General features: G+C 57.4%; 23 protein-coding genes and 1 tRNA gene. 6 read left to right on the top strand and 18 right to left on the bottom strand.

Translation table 11 applies throughout. The annotated features are described in order from the left end of the window. Positions 1-415: 415 nt before the first annotated feature. The 6 genes from ACZCWR_RS02350 to ACZCWR_RS02325 form a co-directional block, all read right to left on the bottom strand. A complete protein-coding gene (locus ACZCWR_RS02350) occupies positions 416-3,142 on the bottom strand; it encodes a DUF927 domain-containing protein (RefSeq protein WP_487302145.1) in 2,727 nt (908 codons plus the stop codon). After that, a complete protein-coding gene (locus tag ACZCWR_RS02345; RefSeq protein WP_459906738.1) occupies positions 3,139-3,474 on the bottom strand; it encodes a hypothetical protein in 336 nt (111 codons plus the stop codon). Before ACZCWR_RS02345 ends, ACZCWR_RS02350 begins: the two co-directional genes overlap by 4 nt. Next, a complete protein-coding gene (locus ACZCWR_RS02340; RefSeq protein ID WP_487302144.1) occupies positions 3,471-3,701 on the bottom strand; it encodes a transcriptional coactivator p15/PC4 family protein in 231 nt (76 codons plus the stop codon). Before ACZCWR_RS02340 ends, ACZCWR_RS02345 begins: the two co-directional genes overlap by 4 nt. Beyond that, positions 3,698-3,928 (bottom strand): hypothetical protein, encoded by a 231-nt coding sequence (locus ACZCWR_RS02335; RefSeq protein WP_487302143.1) that lies wholly within the window; start codon positions 3,926-3,928, stop codon positions 3,698-3,700. The genes ACZCWR_RS02340 and ACZCWR_RS02335 overlap by 4 nt, the downstream gene beginning before the upstream one ends. Next, positions 3,921-4,349 (bottom strand): hypothetical protein, encoded by a 429-nt coding sequence (locus tag ACZCWR_RS02330; protein ID WP_487302142.1) that lies wholly within the window; start codon positions 4,347-4,349, stop codon positions 3,921-3,923. Before ACZCWR_RS02330 ends, ACZCWR_RS02335 begins: the two co-directional genes overlap by 8 nt. Before the next feature lie 884 nt (positions 4,350-5,233). Next, positions 5,234-5,437 (bottom strand): helix-turn-helix transcriptional regulator, encoded by a 204-nt coding sequence (locus ACZCWR_RS02325; protein ID WP_487302141.1) that lies wholly within the window; start codon positions 5,435-5,437, stop codon positions 5,234-5,236. A gap of 292 nt (positions 5,438-5,729) precedes the next feature. Here ACZCWR_RS02325 and ACZCWR_RS02320 point away from each other — a divergent pair, with 292 nt between their 5' ends. Together ACZCWR_RS02320 and ACZCWR_RS02315 are read left to right on the top strand one after the other, a co-directional pair. Then, positions 5,730-5,954: a hypothetical protein gene (locus tag ACZCWR_RS02320; RefSeq protein WP_487302140.1), complete on the top strand. Its 225-nt coding sequence runs from the start codon at positions 5,730-5,732 to the stop codon at positions 5,952-5,954. Between the two features lie 189 nt (positions 5,955-6,143). Further along, the gene (locus ACZCWR_RS02315) at positions 6,144-6,572 is read left to right on the top strand and encodes a PRC-barrel domain-containing protein (RefSeq protein WP_487302139.1); all 429 of its coding nucleotides are present in this window, start codon (positions 6,144-6,146) and stop codon (positions 6,570-6,572) included. 358 nt (positions 6,573-6,930) lie between these two features. On the opposite strand, the gene ACZCWR_RS02310 is transcribed toward ACZCWR_RS02315, so the two are convergent. The 10 genes from ACZCWR_RS02310 to ACZCWR_RS02265 all read right to left on the bottom strand — a co-directional run bounded on the left by ACZCWR_RS02310 (position 6,931) and on the right by ACZCWR_RS02265 (position 15,124). Then, positions 6,931-7,458, bottom strand: coding sequence for a hypothetical protein (locus ACZCWR_RS02310; protein ID WP_487302138.1), 528 nt, complete (start codon positions 7,456-7,458; stop codon positions 6,931-6,933). Then, positions 7,427-8,113, bottom strand: a complete 687-nt coding sequence (locus ACZCWR_RS02305; RefSeq protein WP_487302137.1) for a LuxR C-terminal-related transcriptional regulator — start codon at positions 8,111-8,113, stop codon at positions 7,427-7,429. Before ACZCWR_RS02305 ends, ACZCWR_RS02310 begins: the two co-directional genes overlap by 32 nt. A 561-nt stretch (positions 8,114-8,674) precedes the next feature. Continuing rightward, entirely contained in the window at positions 8,675-9,658 is a 984-nt protein-coding gene (locus ACZCWR_RS02300) for an alpha/beta hydrolase (RefSeq protein WP_488876489.1), read from the bottom strand. A gap of 925 nt (positions 9,659-10,583) precedes the next feature. Further along, entirely contained in the window at positions 10,584-11,162 is a 579-nt protein-coding gene (locus ACZCWR_RS02295) for a hypothetical protein (protein ID WP_487302135.1), read from the bottom strand. A gap of 28 nt (positions 11,163-11,190) precedes the next feature. Then, on the bottom strand, positions 11,191-12,399 hold the full coding sequence (locus tag ACZCWR_RS02290; protein ID WP_487302134.1) for a tyrosine-type recombinase/integrase: 1,209 nt from the start codon (positions 12,397-12,399) through the stop codon (positions 11,191-11,193). A gap of 380 nt (positions 12,400-12,779) precedes the next feature. Beyond that, positions 12,780-12,855 (bottom strand) — tRNA-Ala (locus tag ACZCWR_RS02285). A 45-nt stretch (positions 12,856-12,900) separates the two neighbouring features. After that, positions 12,901-13,209: a c-type cytochrome gene (locus ACZCWR_RS02280; protein WP_487303214.1), complete on the bottom strand. Its 309-nt coding sequence runs from the start codon at positions 13,207-13,209 to the stop codon at positions 12,901-12,903. 27 nt (positions 13,210-13,236) lie between these two features. Further along, entirely contained in the window at positions 13,237-14,040 is an 804-nt protein-coding gene (locus tag ACZCWR_RS02275; RefSeq protein WP_487302133.1) for a BON domain-containing protein, read from the bottom strand. A 22-nt stretch (positions 14,041-14,062) separates the two neighbouring features. Then, a complete protein-coding gene (locus ACZCWR_RS02270) occupies positions 14,063-14,650 on the bottom strand; it encodes a phosphoheptose isomerase (protein ID WP_487302132.1) in 588 nt (195 codons plus the stop codon). 120 nt (positions 14,651-14,770) lie between these two features. Next, on the bottom strand, positions 14,771-15,124 hold the full coding sequence (locus ACZCWR_RS02265) for a YraN family protein (RefSeq protein ID WP_487302131.1): 354 nt from the start codon (positions 15,122-15,124) through the stop codon (positions 14,771-14,773). A 69-nt stretch (positions 15,125-15,193) separates the two neighbouring features. Between ACZCWR_RS02265 and rsmI the strand changes: the two genes are divergently transcribed. Then, on the top strand, positions 15,194-16,084 hold the full coding sequence (gene rsmI, locus ACZCWR_RS02260) for a 16S rRNA (cytidine(1402)-2'-O)-methyltransferase (RefSeq protein ID WP_487302130.1): 891 nt from the start codon (positions 15,194-15,196) through the stop codon (positions 16,082-16,084). Between the two features lie 48 nt (positions 16,085-16,132). Here the strand turns inward: rsmI and ACZCWR_RS02255 are convergent, their stop codons facing one another. Beyond that, positions 16,133-16,726 (bottom strand): septal ring lytic transglycosylase RlpA family protein, encoded by a 594-nt coding sequence (locus tag ACZCWR_RS02255; protein ID WP_487302129.1) that lies wholly within the window; start codon positions 16,724-16,726, stop codon positions 16,133-16,135. A 653-nt stretch (positions 16,727-17,379) separates the two neighbouring features. On the opposite strand from ACZCWR_RS02255, the gene ACZCWR_RS02250 reads away from it, so the two are divergent. From ACZCWR_RS02250 to ACZCWR_RS02240, 3 genes are all read left to right on the top strand, one after another. Beyond that, a complete protein-coding gene (locus ACZCWR_RS02250; protein ID WP_487302128.1) occupies positions 17,380-18,024 on the top strand; it encodes an MBL fold metallo-hydrolase in 645 nt (214 codons plus the stop codon). Beyond that, the gene (locus tag ACZCWR_RS02245) at positions 18,021-18,650 is read left to right on the top strand and encodes a 3'-5' exonuclease family protein (protein ID WP_487302127.1); all 630 of its coding nucleotides are present in this window, start codon (positions 18,021-18,023) and stop codon (positions 18,648-18,650) included. The genes ACZCWR_RS02250 and ACZCWR_RS02245 overlap by 4 nt, the downstream gene beginning before the upstream one ends. A gap of 105 nt (positions 18,651-18,755) precedes the next feature. Next, positions 18,756-19,226 (top strand): Lrp/AsnC family transcriptional regulator, encoded by a 471-nt coding sequence (locus tag ACZCWR_RS02240; RefSeq protein ID WP_016346759.1) that lies wholly within the window; start codon positions 18,756-18,758, stop codon positions 19,224-19,226. Positions 19,227-19,703: 477 nt separating this feature from the next. Here the strand turns inward: ACZCWR_RS02240 and ACZCWR_RS02235 are convergent, their stop codons facing one another. Continuing rightward, complete coding sequence (locus tag ACZCWR_RS02235) at positions 19,704-20,006, bottom strand: H-NS histone family protein (RefSeq protein ID WP_487302126.1); 303 nt, start codon at positions 20,004-20,006, stop codon at positions 19,704-19,706. Positions 20,007-20,131: the final 125 nt, after the last annotated feature.

Raw genomic sequence — 20,131 nt, 5'->3', positions numbered from 1 at the left:
CTTCACGCTCGCTCGCAACGAGAGCGCTCTCACGGAATGAGGTCCAAGCGTAAGTCTGTAATCGTGAACACAACATCGTTCACTACGGCCCCTTCGAGCGGCCGGTTTCGTGGGCGGGTCATTCGGCGATGACGCCGATGCGGATGAAGCTATCTACTCATTTTCGGTGTAACAGGTGTAGCAGGTGTAACGGTGTCTGCAATCGCAAGCAGATCGGGGCTCTCAGCGTTACACCGTTCCTGTTACACCGGTGATTGCCATGTCGGCTGGTGTAACAGGTGTCGTCGATAGTGGTATCGAGGGTGTAACGGTGTAACGGCTGAACCTTCAGAGGTGTAACGCAAAACGCCTTATGCCTCAGGGCTTTTGGGCGTGCGTTACACCTGCTACACCTGTTACACCTGTTTTTGAATGTTCATGACGCTGCGCTAGAAGCCCAGATGCGAGAGGTGAATACATAAACGCGAGTGCTTCCTTTACCTGGAATCCGCTCGACGCGCTGGAACTTCCCATCCGGTGACCCACGAACCCAGCCCGCGTCGATGAGCACCTTCGCTGCGCACTTTGAATCGAACCCCACAGATATTTCGCGCTTAAAAACCTCCGGAAACACAAGGTATTCAAAACCACCTTCGCCAGATCGCCGGAAACCCGCCCGGTTTATAGTAGGCCGCAATCCCGTATCATTTAGATCGGTAAAGCGTGATTCTTCATGAGCCTCGAAAAATGCTTTCACATGCGCGAGAATCGCGGCATGCTCGTAACTGCCCGCGCCGCCGCGGTTAATGAGCCACGCTTTAAAACATTTGGCCGCAGCAGATCTTGCTTCGCCCTCTTGCCACCCTGTAATAGCGCAGCTCGTCGCGTATTCGCCTGCTAAACCGATAAGCGCGAGCCGATCGCAAACACGATGAGCCTGGCCGCAGGCATCCGGCGGAAGGTGCTCGGCGAGAAATCTTGCTGTCTCCTGTTTAAGGTATTTCTCGACTACCTCCGGCTCCTTTGATACGAATTTCAGCAGCTCGATCGCAGCCATTCCGTAGCTACGCTTACATCCTTCGCCGATCAGCGCCGACAGCGGTGCACCGCCTGCCTGTCCATGCACGTTCTCGAAAAGGCCAAAACCTCGACCCGTATCAGCCGGAATTTCGACAAGTCTGACCTCCTGACCCGCCTTTGCTCTTTTGCCTCCAGCTTGCATGTGCTGCGCGAGGCCAATCTCGCCGGCCGACAGGAAGAGCAACCTCCACGATTGCCGCGCACGCGCCGAGCCGGTGCGCCCGGCGCGCGCCTTGCCGCTCCCGTTAGCTAGCATGTACGCAATCTCCCCGGCCTCGCGCGGATCAACCTGCGCTAGCTCATCGAGCACGAGTAGCGTGTCATTGTGAAGCGCAGCTAACCCCTCAAGGCCGTTTGAGGTTGCACGCCACCGCTGCATGTACTCGGGACCACCATAGACGCTGCACGCCGCACGGAGCGCGGTCGTTTTGCCTGTCGATGAGTCGCCCACAAAGTTAAGACCGCCCGACTCCTGCCCAGAGTACGCCAGCATCATTCCCGCAAACGCCGTCGAAACAGCGACGAGCATCCGAGAATTGCCGGAGCAATAAGATGCGACGTCGCGCTTCCAATCGTCCAATGTTCCAGCCTGTGAATACGTCCGCATCACGGCCTCCGATTGGAAAATCACTCGCTCGGCTGACACGCCAATCGTACGGTCGGGAAACACGAAGGCGCCGTTATGCCAGCCAGTACGCGTCACGCACCTGCCCCGCGCCTTGGGTTTGGCGGTCGTCACGTATTCCGTTAGCTTATTGCGAGCGCGGTTACTCGGTGCGATGTCTAACCCCAACCGTGCGAGCTCGCCTCGCATGTCCGCACCGTCCGATCGCAGCATCTCCATTGGCATGGCCCAGACATGCGGATGATCGTCGGCGTCCTTCCACTCAAGCAGACGCCCCCAGTTTTCCGAGGCGCGATCGCGCACCAGCGCCCGAACGTGAAGTGGCGAGCAGATCCAGTGCGGCATGCCGTCGTCATCGGTATAGAACACCCCGTCCTTACTCACGGAGAAGCCACGCGGCACGCAGCCCTTATCCGGTTGCTCCCCGCCGTCCGGCCTTGCAGCCCGTTCGATCTGGGCGGCGACTGCCGCCGCCCCGAACCGTGTGTGCATGTCGTTAAAGTCGCTCTCGTCCTCGTCGCGTGTGTCGCCAAACTCGGGCAAGGCAAGCTTGCCATCAACGGCTCTCGCCGCTTCGGCCGCCTTCTGCTGCCCGTTTCCGAGGTCTGCGAGTACGATGATCTCAGCATCCGGATGACCCGCCCGCATTGCCTGAGCGGCCTTCATGAGGTTGCCCGCAGACAGCGCAGCCACCGTAGCGTGGTTCGTGCACAAATGAGCTGAAAGCGCGGTAGCCACCCCTTCCGCGAACAGGATACGGGCACAGTCTTTTGTGAATTCGCCGACAAACCAGCCGCCGCCCGCTTTGGCGCCGCCCGCCAGCGCCGACTTGCGCCCGTCTTCGTCGATCATCTCCACGGTTGTAACCGCACCGTCGATCATGACCGGCGCGATGAGGATTCGTCCCTCAAGCGGGACGCCGCCGGAGTGCGGGCGATAACCTGTCAGCGTCCGAAGCTTTTGCACTTCGAGCTCACGCAGAGCATCGACGGCTGTGATGCCTTTGCGTAACAAGTATGGATGGTCGTCACGCGCAGCTTCGGACTTCTCGATGATGGCGAGCGCGATCGTTGACGCGTGATTGCGGTCCTTCGCGCGTTGCTGCTCATCCTTTTTTGCCCGAGCGTCGCGTTCCGCCCGGAGGTGGGCGACTTCCACTGGGTCCACGACGATTGCCGCCTTTGCGCGCGGGTTGTAACCGTACTTCTTGGCGATCGCAAACAAGGTGGCAATGGTGATGCCGCCATCGGGACGGATCGAGCGCCAAGTGTCGCGAACGTCGGCGGCGACGTAGTTCGGACTGCCCTGGCTCCATTGATCGAACGTGTCGAAGCCAGCCTCGCCCTCGCCATGCTTGAGCGCCGCAGCGACGCGGAACCATACGTCGCGCTCAACGTTCGGCGGGATGTACGAGAGTGCCTCGAGGATCCGTTGGTGTTCGTCAAAGACGGTGCTCATTGCTTACCTCCCGCAATCACATGTGCCTTTGCAATTACGCGAGCGAAGGCAAGGTTGTCGCCGATCGCCGCCGTCGCTTGCCCCGCGAGAACGCCCACGCGCGGCGATCGGACACCCTTCGCCATCATGGTTTCAAGCAGATCGGTACGGCGAAACCCCTTCTCGGCGGCAGCGGCAAACACTACGTCGAGCACGCGGCGTGCGAACTGGCGCACGTCGTCATCGGCTTTCTTTGCATGAAACACAAGGAAGCCGCACATGAGAACGCACTCAGTCGGGCTCGCGTATTCGCCTTCTGCGATTGGAATGCCTAGTTTGTAGTTCTCGTTCATACGACCTCCCGCGCGGCCAGCGTCAGCCCCTGAATGATCTGCGGCAGTAGTTCCGGGCGCAGCATGATGCCCTTCTGCGTCGGCACGAACTCACCCGCTGCATTGGCGACCACAAGCCGGATATCGACGTACTCGCGGCCTTTATACCGACGATGAATGATCCGGATGCGCTGCGTCGCGCTCTTCTGGATATCCATCACCACCTTGTCCTGATCGACCCAACTCATACATCCTCCTTCGAACCGATCGCGCACTGACCGTGACGCACGCCGTCTGCATGAACGTATTCATGCAACTGTTCTGCGACGCCAGCAGACTGATCTATCAACATGCGAACAACACCGCAGACAGGGTGGTCGTCGCTTACAGGAAGGTCCGCAATGCCGATCAGCAACATCTGCAAGACATCGTGGAACTGCTGAGCCTTCGCCGCCATCTCGAGGTGCCTAGCCATGGTTTCCTCCCTTTAAGGAGTACTTATCGCTGTGAGCACGGCTAGAGCGCTCTATTTTGAGACGGTCGATCAATCGCTGTCGAAGGACGCACTCGGCTTCGGACGCGGTCTCGACGATCTGACCGATGAGCTCGATTTCACTGGCGATGCGGTAGAGCAAAAGAGGTTGTTCGGCTTCCTGTAACGCGCCGGAGCGCACTGGTTTGAGTTCAGGGCTTCGGTCATTGGTGATCAAGCATCCGATGGCTGATACGACGGTGGCCAACGACGATGCGGAATCGCCCGCCACGGTTAGGCAGTCCGCGAGGAATTGCAGCTCGCTGTCTGAGGCGTGCGCTGTGTCGAAGCGCTCGCGAAAGAAGGCGAGCAGGCTTGCTGCCGAAGGTATTTGCTGGATGGCGCTGCGTGTTGTCTTAGTCATGGCGCACCTCCGCACGGGCGAGCTTGGCAACCTCTAGGAGTGCATCTGCGCAGCAATCGAGCGCGTCGTTCGCGCTTGGCGCGAGCGCGGCTTCACGCAATGCGCGGTTGACGATTTGGATTTGAAGCGGCGGACTAGTTTGCTCGGGACGAGCGGGGATAGCGAGTCGCATGGCGCAGCCTCCTATGTCAGGTTCAACGAACCCGGCCCCCAACTGCAATTGGGGTGGCCGAGCGCAAGGCGGGATTGCAGTACCGGCGACATAGGAAACCGGCGAGCGCGAACGCTCCCCCACCAAGGCCCGACCATTGAAGGCGTGCGCAAGGCTGCGGACGAAAAAATACCGCCGGTCGGCGGTTGTCCGCCTATGTCCCATCGAGACTGCAATCCCGAGCGAGAGGTGTCTCCTCCCACGAGACAGAGGATAGACGACCGCTTCCGAATTCGTCAAGCGAGCCTCTTTCGTACCCAACCGATGGTGCACACCCTCGAGCTTGGCTACTATCGAAGTGCAGCATCCATGAAACCCTTCTTTGCTGGCCTCAACGGCCAGCTTTTTTTTGCCCGTCGGCTCACCAGCACAATCGTTTGTCATCGACGGCGCAGCAAGATACGAAGCGCACGCGATTTCGTACCCGACCAATATCAGGCGCGCTGCTCCTCGACTAACATTGCGATCGGGGTCTTCTTTTTGGCCGGACATCGCGCCGGCCCTTTTTTTTGCCCGTGGGTATTCTCTGACGCCTGTGCGAATCGGCCCATAGCCGTCGCCGCAAGTGGACGCTTCATCACCACACGTATGGCCCGTAGTAGTGGTCTCATGCTTCGCATCGCCGCGACTACCAAGCCACGGGATTGTCAGAGAGAAAAATATCGAAAGCATCTCAGTCTCCCATACGATAGCTAGCGGGAGCGAGGAGGAACGCTTCGATGTCGGACACACGCCATCCGACAGAGCGCGGTCCGAGTGCAACCGGTGAAGGAAAGGTTCTGTTCTTGATTCGCGCGTAGATGGTGGATCGGGAAAGTCCCGTCACTTCTTCCACTTGCTTCCTGCGCAGAATTGCTTGTGAAGTTTGATATCTCATTGCCCTACCCTAAGACGCGTGTGCTCCGGCCCATCCGGCACGCAAAGCAGAGCTTCGCGCTACCAACTTTGGGCTTGTCCGAATTCGCCATGAGGCGCGTCCGAATTCGGCTGATGGACTATATGCAATAAGGCCTCCAGCCGCGGTGTACCTGCACAGAATTGGCGACGATCAGCGCCCGCTTGTTTAAGAGCCACGCAGGCTTAAGCAAGAGCTATCAGTTATATGTGGAGTTCAACACGCAATCATCAGGTCGCTAAGCGTAGGATTCGCTTAATACTCGGAGGCCAAGATGGATCAGTACTTCATCGCCCAGCAAGGCGCGATGCGGCGGTTGATGCAGATTCGAAAAGATGCTTCGAGCAATGCCGGCCGCTTATCGACTGTAATTGCGACGCGCAAAGACGGCACCGAGATCCGAGGTATCGAGGAAGTGTTATTAGACCTGCGCGCGGGAAGAGTCGAATTGTCACAAAGTCCTGGCCATTGGCCTAATCAGAGAATGTTCGTTAGTTAACTCCGGCGTTTCTTCACCGCAGCAAGGGACGTTGGAGAAGGGCAAAGGAATCGCTTTGCGAAGATTGCACATCCCGCTTGCACAGCCTGCTATAGGGGCTCGTGGCTGCCAACGAGGCGCGTTAGTCGGTCCAGTCCTGCCGGGAACGGGATTTGCACTTCGGCAGCATCCTCAACTCGGAAGTCCAACATGAAGACGTCCCATCAGATCGCCCTTTCATTGGCTATTGGTACGGCGAGCATTACTGCACAAGCGCAAGTGGCCGGAACGCAACCGCTCAGCGTTACCGTGCAACAATCTCAGGCCCTCTTGCAGGGTTGGAGCGCGAAGAAGGGCATTCTTGGGAAAACCGTGTACAACGACAAGAATGAAAAGATCGGTTCAATTAAAGATCTAGTGATCACGACTGACGCAACAGTTTCCGCAGCGGTAATCGCCGCTGGTGGCTTCTTGGGCGTAGCTACTCATGACGTCGCTGTCCCAATCGCATCACTTGAGAATCGTAATGGCAATTTTTATCTTGCCGGAGCGACCAAGCAAGCGCTGAAAGACACTCCGGAATTCGAGTACAGCAAGGTCCAGACGCCTCCAAAGCCGAAGAAGCTAAAGGCCGAGTAAGTAATTGCCTGCCTCGGCATCGTCAGTTAATCGAAGTGACAAGGTGGTAGCCCTACCGCCTCACCTACCTAGGAATAGCTATTGCGTTGATGAAACGCGCGCACCATGCGCGTTTCCTTGGAGATTTGCAATGTCATCAGATCCGATCGACCCGACTGCTGTACCCTCAACACCACCGGATGCGCCAGCACCCGGGCCAACCCCTGGCGATGTCCCAGACGTTGACGAACCCGAGCGGGAGCCGGACCAGCAAGGTTGACTGCGATACCCGCCGGTCGTCACAGCAGATGCGGGCGGCCGACGCGATATGCGAGCGCGCCGATGTCGTGGCACCACATCGAGTTTTTGATAGCACTCATCATGGCGGCGCGGAATCAGAAAGACGAAACATCGGAAAGGCGCAGTACGCCTTCATTGGCACCGGGACGCTCGTCGGGTTGGCGACCTCCCAATCCTTTCGCGGCTTGACAGACGGCGGGATATTGGCAAACGCGGCGTTCATAGGGATCTGCCAACTTACGACGATGTCCGCGTCAGTTTTTTGCGCTAATTCTTTTACTTGATCCACCCGTCTTCCAGTATCTACATCAATGAAACAAGAAGCGCCGGAGAGCACATATCCTTCACGCTTCAGCTCACTAATCTGTTTTTGAAGGTCGCTGGTTTCTATTATTTCAGCAGTTCCGATGCGAGAACTCGCTCGACTTTCCTGGCTAAAATCTCCAAAGGGTTCGTAGTGCTCGACAAAGGGACGACTGCAGCCCGATAGAAGAGCAACGGCAAGAAATTTCATAGCGGTCGGCAACACTGCGGCCGCGCGATACGGATGTTGTCCCGATCTGCTCTGACTATTATTAATCGCCAGGCTTAGGTTTTCCTGAGCCATTCGTGCACGTGAGTTCAACAAGAATGAAATCCTCCTCGGAAAAAACCCTGAATAACTCTGCATCCGATGTGACCCGCAACTTTCGCATTGCGTTGTTTTTGTGAGTACTGATCGTTTGTTTTGATCGATACCTCGCTAAGGAGATCTCCTTCACGGAACATCCCGATAGAATTGATCGAATGATATGGATTTCGCATCGAGATAATGGCTTTACCTGCTCTAACGCGCTCGTATTACTTGAGCTCGTTCCCGAAAGCGTCGGCGAAACAAAATGCGCCCCTGCATTGGCTGCCTCAATAGCCACATTCAGATGTACGATTACGTCTTCAGCGTCGAGCATCGCACTCACTCCCAATTGACCAAGCGTGGCAATATAAGCAGCGTTACGAACACATGAATGCAGTACGACGCCGACATCCGGATAATCGTCCAGAATAAGCTTTATCAGCGGAATCGTTGTCCCGACCATACATGTCGATGCCGCCTTTTTATCCATCACGATTACATCGAATTCATTTACCAACTCCAGATCTGAGATGTAGATAGCCCTTCCCATCGCGCCGATCAATGTCAGATCATGATATTTCCGTAAGATCGTCTCGATGCCTAGAGCGGTTACCGGATGGCTGTCAGCCGCAAGGACCCTTATCGACAATGTACCCGCCTTTTCTTCATGATGATCTTTTTAGCTTGCGGCCGATTGGCTGCACGCGAGGATGTCAAGATTAGATCAATGAAAGCAGGCCGCTCAATCGGACATGTACGAGATTTCGATTCATTCAGTACATTTTCGATAATGCTTTATCGAAGCATTGTCATATCGATGGGCCAGCGACGATGTAAGCTAGCTGAATCGTACTCGTCCGAGTTGTACTCGTACATACGCAAGAGACAAGATAAGGGACGAACAACACAAGCGAGTTCAGTTTAATTTTCTGCGCATGACGGTCTAACGAGATTTTCGCCACGAAGATCGAAATCAGAACGTCCGGGATTACTTCCGCTCTAAGAACAAGCTGGTGTCGCTAAAGCGCTTCCAGTAATTGTCATTACGCTAGAGTCAGCACGGTTGATGTTCGAGGACCGGCAACAAGTGCTAAGCGCATTACCTGACGCGACTTGGTTTTCGCCGAGATCCGGCGCGGAAATCTGCAAGTAGCGAGTACGCGCGCTGGCTACCAGGAACTTCGAATGCCACTGAACTTGCACAGAAAGACTATTGCCTTTTCAAGAAGCGTACAACCTCATGGCAAACGACATCGCGTTCGTTGTCTTGTGTAATCATGTGGTACGAATCACCAAGCCATATCGTGCGTATATTTTGCGATCGCATCCCCCTAAGCACGACATTCACATTTCCTGGACTTGAAGTCTCATCATCGATAGCGTGGATGATCAAGGTGTCTGCTTGGATCTTCGGAAGTGAGGCGATGACAAGCTTGCCGAGTCGGCGAGCCTGATACAGAGCGCTCAGCGTAAGTGTAGCCGGACCAACCGAGCTTGTTCGCTTTCGCCGAAGGGAACGAGCAACACGATCGCGGCGCCCTTTATGTTTGAGCCCGAACGGGTGGCTCTCGCGATAGCGATAGCGATGCCTTAATGGACTATGGTATGCGATCTGGAGCACCCCTGCGTACCACGGCACTGCCCAACCGTCATAGTGGAGAGTTAGCGACAAAAGAATCAAGGCGTCGAGGCTCGGTCGCCTCGACGCGATTACGAGAGCGAGCAGCGCGCCGATCGACAGGCCGCAGACCGCCACATAATCAGAGCGCGCCGCGAGTGCATCAAACTTCTCGAGTGCGGCCTGAATCCAAACTTCCATGGCCTCCTCCCCCTGAGCTGCACTGTAACCGGGTATGACCGCTCTGCTAACCTCATAGCCTTCTTTCTCAAGAGCTCGGGCAAGGTAGCTCATTTCTAAAGGCGAACTGGAAAGACCGTGAACAAGTAAGACCGCTCGTACGGTTCGCTTTTCAATCGGAACAAAGACTTCTGAACCTGCTAGCGGCCGGATGCTATTTATTTTTTTTCCATGCGTGTCCGCGACAGTTCCGATATGGCCATTTGCAAGGCCGACCCCGTCGCTGTTCGTCTGTGTTTTCAAAGTTTCTGAACTTTTCATTTCATCCAGTCGATGTAAAAAAGAATTTTTCATCACGCGGTTACCTACCGCGTCACTTGCTAGTTGCGTTAGCAAGACTTCGCGCCGTGACTCGGCAACTCGCGCGATTAGTACCGCCCGATATTCTTGACGCTTTAGTAGCTCAATCACAGAGATTAAGGTTATCAACACAGAAAAGAAGATTGTTGAGTCGTCACCCGACTTAACATCTATCAGCGAGCTTGGAGGTAAGACCGCTACCAAGAGCGTCGTGACTGAGAAAGCGTAACCGGCAATTATCGCGATGAGAACGGCGGATACTGCAATTAAGGCATAGCGACAATCCGTGCGCGCCGCAAAATACTGAGGCAAATGTATAGAACTAACCGCTAAGCATGTCGCTGTTACAGTTCTGAATTTCCAATCTCTTCCGCGCGCCCAATGCCGCGCATTTCGAACTTCCATACGTATATTTAGATAACAGGGTTGCGCTTGAGAAGAAGCTAAGGTTGAGATGTCTCGTCACTGAGTCGAGTGACGCTGTGTTTGAGTGCTCCATTTTGGGTGTTCTGCAACGCACGACTTAGGACGACTCTTGAATTCAATCTGCGTCCGGCATCGAAAACAATTCTTACTGGCGAACGGCCGATGGAGCGATGACAACGCCGGCGCGCTGCCGATGTAAGCTTAACGCAGGATCATTGCCCGAAGATATCGGACGTGTATCGAATTGGGGCAACTATACTGACAATCATATTTCCACTGCTTAGACTCATCTCGATGAGTGGAATGAATTGACTCGAGCGATGTTCGATTTTGGCGTGCTGACCGCTAACGAAAGCCTGCTCAATATGTTAGCGACTGACGTTAGCTTGCTGATTTCTTGATGATCAAAATTGATAGGCCCGTAGTGCTCGTCAACTAGCGAGGCCGATCAAGAAACGATGAACCACGGGTGGGTAGCTTGAACTCGTTGAAGGCAGACGGAGCAAGAAACCCCAATCAGGGGAACAACGTTACGCTATTGCCCTTGATCAAGTATCGACCTCCTTAATCGGCGCGCTTCGTCTAGATACTTTTTGATTGTTGCGTCGTCAAGCGGTACACCCGCACGCTCAAGATCAATCCGCATCTCGTTCGCGTGAAGGTTCCGAGGTGCGTCCGGATCCATACGGTAGCCGCCCATTGCAAGTCCGATGATGAGCTTGAGCATGGTTTTACGCTCTCTCGTTACTGCACTTTTGCCCTCTTTCTCTTCGCGAAAGCTTGGCATCGTCGGCGATGCATCTCGCCGTTGTCGGCGAGCCAGCTCATGGATCAATGTTTTCGGCAACGCGAAACCGGCACGCTGAACAGCATCGCATATGAAGATCGGATCGTCCTTTATCTCCCATTTGCACATACCGTAACGTTGGCCCCAATTCATGCGCTTGATAACGGTGGCGATCTGCCTTGCCTTCTCGTACTCTGGTTGCACTCTCTCAGACCGAACCGCGAAATCTGAGTGCAGAATTGGGTCCTTTAAGTCGAGCAAAAGCGCGGCTTCCTTCACGGTCCACCGGTCGAGTGCTACCCAGTAGCGATAATCGACGAAATCCATCGGCACGCGAACGCATCTCTTCGACTGCCTAGCGCACTGCGTCAGCAGAGATGGGCGCGCCTGCCTTGAGCTTGTCGAGATAGTCTGCCCAGACCTGCATCATCCGCACGCGATCGTCGATGAATTTCGTTCGGTTGTAAGCTGTTCCAAGGTTGTCGGCAACCCGATGGGCGAGCTGATGCTCGATCACCTCACACGGAAAGCGGAGCTGCTCGTGAAGAATGGTACGTGCCATTGCTCGAAATCCATGTCCGGTGATTTCCGTCCGTGTGTCATAACCCAATCGACGTAGCGCTGCATTGACCGCCGCGCCGCTCATTGGCTTACGCGGGTCACGTCCAGGGAAAGCGAACTGGCGATGTCCGGTAAGAGCATGTAGATCACTCAGGATGCTCAACGCCTGTGTGGAGAGCGGAACGAGGTGGTCAGTTCTTGTCTTCGATACGTTATATCGCCACTCTGCGCGTTCGAGGTCGATGTCATTCCATTCGGCATTTCGCAATTCGCCCGGCCGGACGAACAGGAGCGGTCCGAGCCGTAACGCGCATTGCACAACGAATGTACCCTGGAAGCCGTCAAGGGCGCGTAGTAGTTCAGCCACCTCCTGCGGTTGCGTTAGGGCAGCAAAGTGCGTATGTTGCGCGGGTGCGAGCGCTCCACGCAGGTCGGCCGACACATCCCTTGACGCGCGGCCTGTTGCTATAGCGTAGCGAAATACCTGTCCACAATTCTGGTGAACGCGATGAGCCGTGTCGAGCGCGCCCCGCTTCTCCACGCGCCGTAAGACGGCGAGCACGTCAGGTGCAGAGATATCCGCGACTGGGCGACCGCCTAGCCACGGGAAGACATCATTCTCTAGACGCGCGATTACCTTATCGGCGTGTGACTTTGCCCACGTCGGCGCCTGTCGAGCGAACCACTCACGGGCAACAACCTCGAAGCTATTAGCCGAACGCGCGACAGCGGCTGCTTTTTGAATCCGGCGCTCAGCACTTGGATCAATGCCGTTTGCTAAAAGACGGCGCGCGTCGTCACGACGCCGGCGGGCATCTTTCAGCGAGACCAGCGGATACGACCCCAACGCCAATCGCTTTTCTTTGCCGGAAAATCGATATTTCAGCCGCCAATGTTTGCCACCGGATGGGGTAACTTCCAGATACATCCCCGCACCATCGGTGATTCGGTAGGTCTTATCTCTAGAATGCGCGTTTTTTACGGCAACGTCTGTCAACGACACGGGATTTCTCATATAAAACAACGGCTAGCTAGCTTCGGGGCAAAGCCAATAGTCGTCAAGGCTTTATAAGGCAAACGTTAGATCTTTTTCGTATCCGTAACTAACGCGCAGTAATGGATAACTTTTTCTTACGCAGGGACACTGGAGCGCTGAGGAACTCGATTCCAAGCGTAAGTCATAGCCTCGATGAGCGAGTGGGGCGCTCATAACTGTGAGTGGGGGCATCGCCTGTGTCGCGGCTCGACATGCCCCCCGAACATGCCCCCAAATGGCGTCGCGTGACATAGGATGATCTCGGATGACACTGGAAACAAAAAACCCCGCGAGCCTTGCTGGCTGCGGGGTTTCGGGACTTCTTCGGACTTGCTAGGAATGTTGGTTGGTGGAGAGGAGGAGGATCGAACTCCCGACCTTCGCATTGCGAACGCGACGCTCTCCCAGCTGAGCTACCCCCCCAACGTTGCAAAATTCTATCACACGACTACATACCAAACGCAACCCTCACTTAACCGGCGCCCCCGCCAAGACCCACGCCACCACCGTCTTCACATCCGCGTCGCTCATGGCGGGGTGTGAGGGCATCGGAATGGCGCCCCACACGCCCGAACCGCCGTTCTTCACCTTGAGCGCCAACTTCGCAGGCGCATTCGCATCGCCCTTGTACTTATCGGCGACTTGCTGAAACGACGGCCCCACGAGCTTGCGATCCACCGCATGACATCCCATGCACGCATTGCTGCGTGCAATCGTCATCGCGGTGGCAGAAGAAACAGGCGGTTCAGCAGCCACCGTCGACCCAGCAACCAACATCGAACCTAAAAAAACAAAAGTCTTCATCTACTTCGCTGCGCCCCCCGAAGTCGATCCACCCGGATGCACATCCGAGTTCTTCACCGGCGCGGGCGCTTGCGTATCCAGCGGACGCGAAGTCACCGATGAATCCGGCACCGTGCCCACCGTCGCCTCGGGCGCAACCGGCGCGCTCGCCGCACCGGCATCGGATGCAGCCGCCGCCGCCGCTTCCACCGCTTTCACGTCCTCGGGCTTGATGTACTGATAGACCTTCACGACCTGCTCGACGCCCGGCACACGCGCCGCGACATCCGCGCCATGCGCGCCCTCGTCCGGCGTGACGAGACCCATCAGATAGATCACTCCACGCTCGCACACGACCTTGTAGTAGTTCGCGCGCAAGTCCTTCTCGCCGACCATCGCGGTCTTCACGCGTCCTTCGAGGTACGAATCGTTGGCGCGCGAGGAGAACGAACTCGCACCCTGCGCCGACAGTTCGTTGACGATGCTCCCAACATTGTTGATGTCCCGCACCACAGCCTCGGCCTTCTGCTTCGAGGCATCGTCGGGCACTTCGCCGGTCAGCAGCACGCGACGGTTGAACACGGTCACGTTGACATGCGCGGCATCGGGCAAGTTGTCGTGAATGGCCTTGAGCGCCTTCACCTGAATCTCGCGGTCCTCGGTCTGCGCGCCGAGCGTGCGTCGGTCGGTCGCGATCAACGTGCCGCCGGCCACGCCGCCGACCACGAACAACGCGCAACCCTGCATCGTCAACGCCACTCCCGAGAGCATGCTCACCACGAGCGTGGCATTGGCCAGCGTCGCCCTGACGCGTGTCTTGTTCATCAACTCGCTACCTCCTTTGGATTCATTCTTCGCCGAGCAACATCGCATCGATGCCGTCGCACAGACAGTGAATGGTCAGCAGATGGACTTCTTGGATACGCGCGGTCCGTCCGGACGGCACGCAAATTTGAATGTCGGTGTCGGCGAGCACTTCGGACATCGCGCCGCCGCCATCACCGGTCAGCGCGATGACGATCATCTCGCGCTCGTGGGCTTCCTGAATGGCCGCGAGCACGTTGACCGCATTGCCCGATGCCGAGATCGCCAGCAACACATCGCCCGCATGACCGAGCGCGCGGACCTGATTCGAGAAGATCTGCTCGAACGCGTAGTCGTTGCCGATGGCCGTGAGAATCGAGGTATCGGTCGTCAGCGCGATGGCCGGCAAACCCGGACGCTCGCGCTCGAAGCAACCGATCAGATGCGCGGCGAAACGCTGGGCATCCGCCGCGGAACCGCCGTTGCCGCACACGAGAATCTTCGAGCCGTTGGCCAACGCGCCGAAAAGCGTATCGACGGCCGCCGCGATGGGGACCGCCAGTATGTCGAGTGCTTCATGCGTGAGCGCCGCGCTGTCGCGGAATTGCTGTTGGATGCGTTCGACTGACATCGACTCTCGATCATCGGCCGCTGTGTGCGGCGGTTCGTGATTAGTGATGCAGGACCGCGAATGTCCATGCATCGGAATTGGCGCAGTTTACCGCATGCATCGCGCGATCCCGACGCGCATTCATGACCCATCGGGGCGAAACGCGTCGGGAAGCCAGCGCACGCGGCCTGCATCGAAGGTGACGACATCGAAGCGGCAAACCGGCAGCGTGCCACGCCAGCTCATCAAGTAATGCTGTGCAGCGCGCACGATCCGCGTGCGCTTGGTCGCGGTGATGCTGCTCGCGGCATCGGCGAAACGGCGGCTCGCGCGCGCGCGGACTTCGACGAAGACCAACGCATCGTGTTCATCGCGCATGACGAGATCGATCTCGCCACCGCGACAACGGATGTTGCGCGCGACGAATCGCATGCGCTGGTCCTGCAAATATTCGAGCGCGCGCGCCTCGAACGTATCGCCGAGCGTTTTGGACATTGGGATCTCGCAAAAGTTTGTGATGTCGTCGCGTGGCAGAATGACGTTCCCTCTCAACACGTCGCGCTCATGCTTCAAGTCACCGAATTGGCCGTTGGACAGCACTATCCGACGGGCGCGCTGTATGTTGTCGCGACGCCTATCGGCAATGCCGCCGACATCACCGTGCGCGCGCTGCATGTGCTCGCGCTCGTCGATCGCATCGCCGCCGAGGACACGCGCAACACGTCGCAACTGCTGGCGCGTTACGGCATCTCGAAGCCGTCGATCGCCGTGCACGAGCACAACGAACGCAGCGCGGCCGAGCGTGTGATCGAGCATCTGAAGAACGGCGAACGCATCGCGTGTGTGTCGGATGCAGGCACGCCCGGCATCTCGGACCCGGGCGCGCGTCTCGTCGATGCCGTACGCGAAGCGGGTCTTCCCATCATCCCGCTGCCCGGACCGAGCGCGCTCGTCACCGCGTTGAGCGCGGCGGGCGCGTGGGTCGGCGGGTTCTCGTTCATCGGCTTTCTGCCGTCGAAGGCCAGGCAACGCGCGACGCAACTGCGCGCGCTTGCTGCGCAACCTTTGGCGTCGGTGTTCTATGAGGCGCCGCATCGGATCGTGGAGACAGTGCGCGCGCTCGCCGAGGCATTCGGTGATGCGCGGCGCATTCTCATCGCACGCGAGTTGACGAAGTTACACGAGAGTCTGCATTGCTGCACCCTGGCCGAAGGGCCTAAGTGGCTCGAAGAAGATGCAAACCGGCAGCGCGGAGAATTCGTGCTCGTGGTGGAAGGCGCGCCCAAGAAAGAAGATGCCGACGATGCTCACGATACATTGCTGACAACGCTGCTCGACGAGTTGTCGGTCAAGAGCGCCGCGCGCATCGCTGCGACATTGACGGGCGCGTCACGTAACGCGTTGTATGAGCGCGCGTTGCTGCTCAGCAAGCGCGACGACGACGAAGCGGAATAAAAAAACGGGCCGTCGAAACGGCCCGTCTTTGATTAAGTTGCCGGACGATCAATTGTCCGCTGCAAGCGACTGCGTATCCTGACGCGCCTCACGCGCTTCCGCCTGCGTCAAACCTTCGATCTTCACCTTTTGCGTGCCGATGCTGCTCATGCCGAGCTTCGAAGCCGCCGCGTACGACAGGTCGATCACGCGGCCCTTCACATACGGCCCACGATCGTTGATCTTCACGATGACGCTCTTCTGATTCACCTCGTTGGTCACGCGAACCCACGATGCCAGCGGCAACGTGCGATGCGCGGCCGTCATCGCGTTCATGTCGAACTTCTCGCCACTCGCGGTCTTGCGGCCATGGAACATGCGGCCGTACCACGAGGCCCGGCCCTTCTGTTCGAAGCTGCTGGCGTCCGGACCGCTGGTGATCGGTTCGGCGTTGGCGAGCGACTGGCCTTGTTGAGCCTTGTCGTCCGGCACGTTCTTCAGATTGGTGTCGAACGCGAGCGGCGCGGGCGAGCGGGCATCGCTCGTGCTCACGACGTTAGTCGTCTGAGGATTGGATGCGACATCGCCCGAACCCGGCGCGGCGCAACCTGCAAGCACGATGGCAAGCAGGCCGCCGATGTGTCGAATGAATCGAGCATTCATGGTTGTTCTTTGTCAGTTGATGAGCCACCGCGCAGCCGTGCGGGCGCGCAAGATCGCTCTGGGTATGCCTCGCAAATGCAAAACGCCGCTCGACAAAACGAACGGCAAGCACGTGCTCGGATGCGGCAAAAACGCGCGCAAAACCCGGTTATTGTTCACGTCTGGCGCAGCCTGTCCCCGGCAGCCTGACCAGACCCCACATGCCGCCAGTCGAACGTGGCTTCACATTCGTGCGCAATGAACAGCGCAGGAACGGCGGCGTAGGCCCCATCCAGCGTGACGGCGGCTAAGGCCATCGACAGACGCGCGGCGTCTGGCCGGACAAGACGTGTGCACCAAACTGAAGGTGCTTGAGTTGCAGTTACGAGGCTTTTGGCCTCCAACAGCGTACTGATGATGATTGTAAAAACGCGCTGGCGTTCAGACATTCACCCATTGACGGCATGGACTTCCCCATGCACAAGTAAGGGCATTATACAAAAAAAGTGGGGTTAGTCTTGCCGAACTGCGATTTTCATCATTGATTTTGCCTATGACCGCAAGAATTCGCTGGTTTGCGGGCCTTTCTGCGTCGAAAGCTGTCGTGCCGTGCGTACGTTCCGGCACCCGGTAGAATGAACGTTTTACATACTCTCTCGCGCCGACGCCGATCCATGAAAGTCATCCTCGTTCCCGTGACGCCGTTCCAGCAGAACTGCTCCATCGTTATCTGCGAGGCCAGCGGGCGCGCCGCCATCGTCGATCCGGGGGGCGATATCGAGCGCATCATCGCGGAAGTGGATAAGCACGGCGTGAGCGTCGAGAAGATTTTGTTGACGCACGGGCATCTCGATCACTGCGGCGGCGCAGGCGCACTCGCGGCGCACTATTCGATTCAGATCGAAGGCCCGCAAAAGGAAGACGCGTTCTGGATCGATCAGCTTCCCGCGCAATCGAAGCGCTTCGGCTTTCCCGCTGCGCAAGTCTTCGCGCCCGACCGCTGGCTCGAAGACGGCGATACCGTGCGCTTCGGCGACGAAACCCTCGAAGTCTATTTCTGCCCCGGCCATACGCCCGGCCATGTCGTGTTTTTCAGCCGTGCGCATCGGCTGGCTTTCGTGGGCGATGTGCTGTTCGCCGGGTCGATCGGACGCACGGACTTTCCGCGCGGCAATCACGCAGACCTCGTTCGTTCGATCCGCGAAAAGCTTTGGCCGCTCGGCGAGGACATCACCTTCGTGCCGGGCCACGGACCTGCATCGACCTTCGGCGACGAGCGTCGCAGCAATCCCTTCGTGGGCGATGGAGTCGCCGCATGAACGCGATCCCCGAAATCTTCGTCAGCACCGATGTGGAAGCCGACGGCCCGATCCCCGGCCCGCACTCCATGCTGAGTTTTGCGTCGGCGGCGTTCACCGCGGACAAGCAGATCATCGGCACGTTCTCGGCGAATCTGGAAACGCTGGAAGGTGCGAGCGCGCATCCGATTCAGGCCGCATGGTGGAAAACCCAGCCCGATGCATGGGCCGCCTGCCGAACCGATCTGCAAAAGCCGGAAATTGCGCTTCGGGCCTATGTCGAATGGGTGGAAGCGCTGCCGGGCAAGCCGGTGTTCGTCGCCTATCCGGCAGGCTTCGACTTTACCTATATGTTCTGGTACATGATGCGCTTCGCCGAGCGCTGTCCGTTCTCGTGGTCGGCGCTCGACATCAAGACGCTGGCCTTCGCGATGACCGGCCTGCCGTACCGCAAGGCCATCAAGCCGCGCTTGCCCAAGCACTGGTTCGATGAGCTGCCGCACACGCACGTGGCGCTGGATGACGCCATCGAACAAGGCGCGCTCTTCTGCAACATGCTCGCGGAACTGCGCGCCACGCAGGCTACGGCCGCCGCCAATAACGCGGGTGACGCGGCATCCGCGAACGACGGTTTGACTGAAGGGTAAAAACGCGCGGCGGGGCGCGTGTGTTAGGGAAACTACCTCATCGCTGCCGCTTTGGATTGCGTTTCTTTTTCTGCGCCTCTAACATTAGAGTCAGATCGCGACCGAATGGAGGCGCAGTTGACTCTCGATACATTCTCACAAAAAATCCTGCGTCTTCTGCAATTGGACGCCCGCCGCTCCGTTCAGGAAATTTCGGATCAGGTCGGGCTGTCCAGCACGCCCTGCTGGCGGCGTATCAAGGACATGGAGCAGTCGGGCGTCATTCAGCGCTATACCGCGCTGCTCGATCGCGAAAAGCTGGGCCTGCACGTGTGCGCACTCGCGCATATTCACCTCACGCGGCATACGGAAGGCGGCGTCGAGCAATTCGAACGCGAAATCGCAACGTGTCCAGAAGTGACTGAGTGCTATAGCACGACGGGCGAATCGGATTACATCCTCAAGATTGTCGCGCCGGACATCAAGGCGTATGACGCGTTTCTTCACGACCGGATCTTCAAAATCCCTGCCGTTGCGCAAGTCCGAACGAGCGTGGTGCTTCGGGAAATCAAATTCGATACGCAGTTGCCGCTTTGACGCTCTTCGTAGACTGGTTCCCGAACTCATTTAAACACGGTGGATTTTCACGTTTGACGGACTGGGTTTCGCCGGGTGAATTAGAACCCGGGCCGTCAGACAAAGAGTTGATCGTGTTTCGGCGAAGGGCTGACGTGATGCGAAGCCATCTTGCGCACCTCATTTCGGCTTGACGTATTACGGACGGTCGAAACTTGCGCACGGTAGAAATCTACCGAACATTACGGAACGAACGGGTTTGCTTCCCGAGTGGGATCGAAAGCAACGCGTAATTGACCACGAAGATCGCTCCCACACTTCTAGACCGTTCAGCCAATCCTTCGTTTTATTCCGACGATGAGAAATTCCGGCGCAAAGCCCTGCATACCGATTCGCGTAGCAAACGGCGTGCTCCGTATTCCGACGTCACTGTAACGGCGGGCGAAAAAAAGCCGCGCAATAGTAGCGCGGCGATTGCGAGCAATTTAATGCGTCGACTTACTTGCTGATCAGAAAGCCGTCACGGTCCTGACCTGCGATCCATTTAGGCGGCTTGCCCCGGCCCGACCACGTGCTGCCGCTTTCCGGGTCGCGATACTTCGGCGCGACGCCCGAACGGCCGCGCGATGCCTTGGCGGTCTTTGCGCTCCGGCCACCGGCCAATTCCTGAAGCGTAATGCCGTAATCCGCCATTTTTTGCTTGATCTCATTAAGCACTTCGGCGTACTCACGCGACTTTGCTTCTTCAATCTGACGTTCGAGAGACTCGCGCTGTGCGAGCAGTTCCTTGTATGAAGGCATGGCAATTCCCTAGGTGGTTTGCTGTTCCGCGAGTCGGCGCCCGCTTCTTTTTAGATTAGTATAACCTCGGATTGGCACGCAGATTAACACAGATTGGATTATCGCGAGTGTGCGAATTGCCACTC

The organism is Caballeronia sp. A2-2, assembly GCF_057612605.2.
Note: the sequence above shows the minus strand (reverse complement) of the source record. Positions and strands in the feature narration are given on the sequence as shown.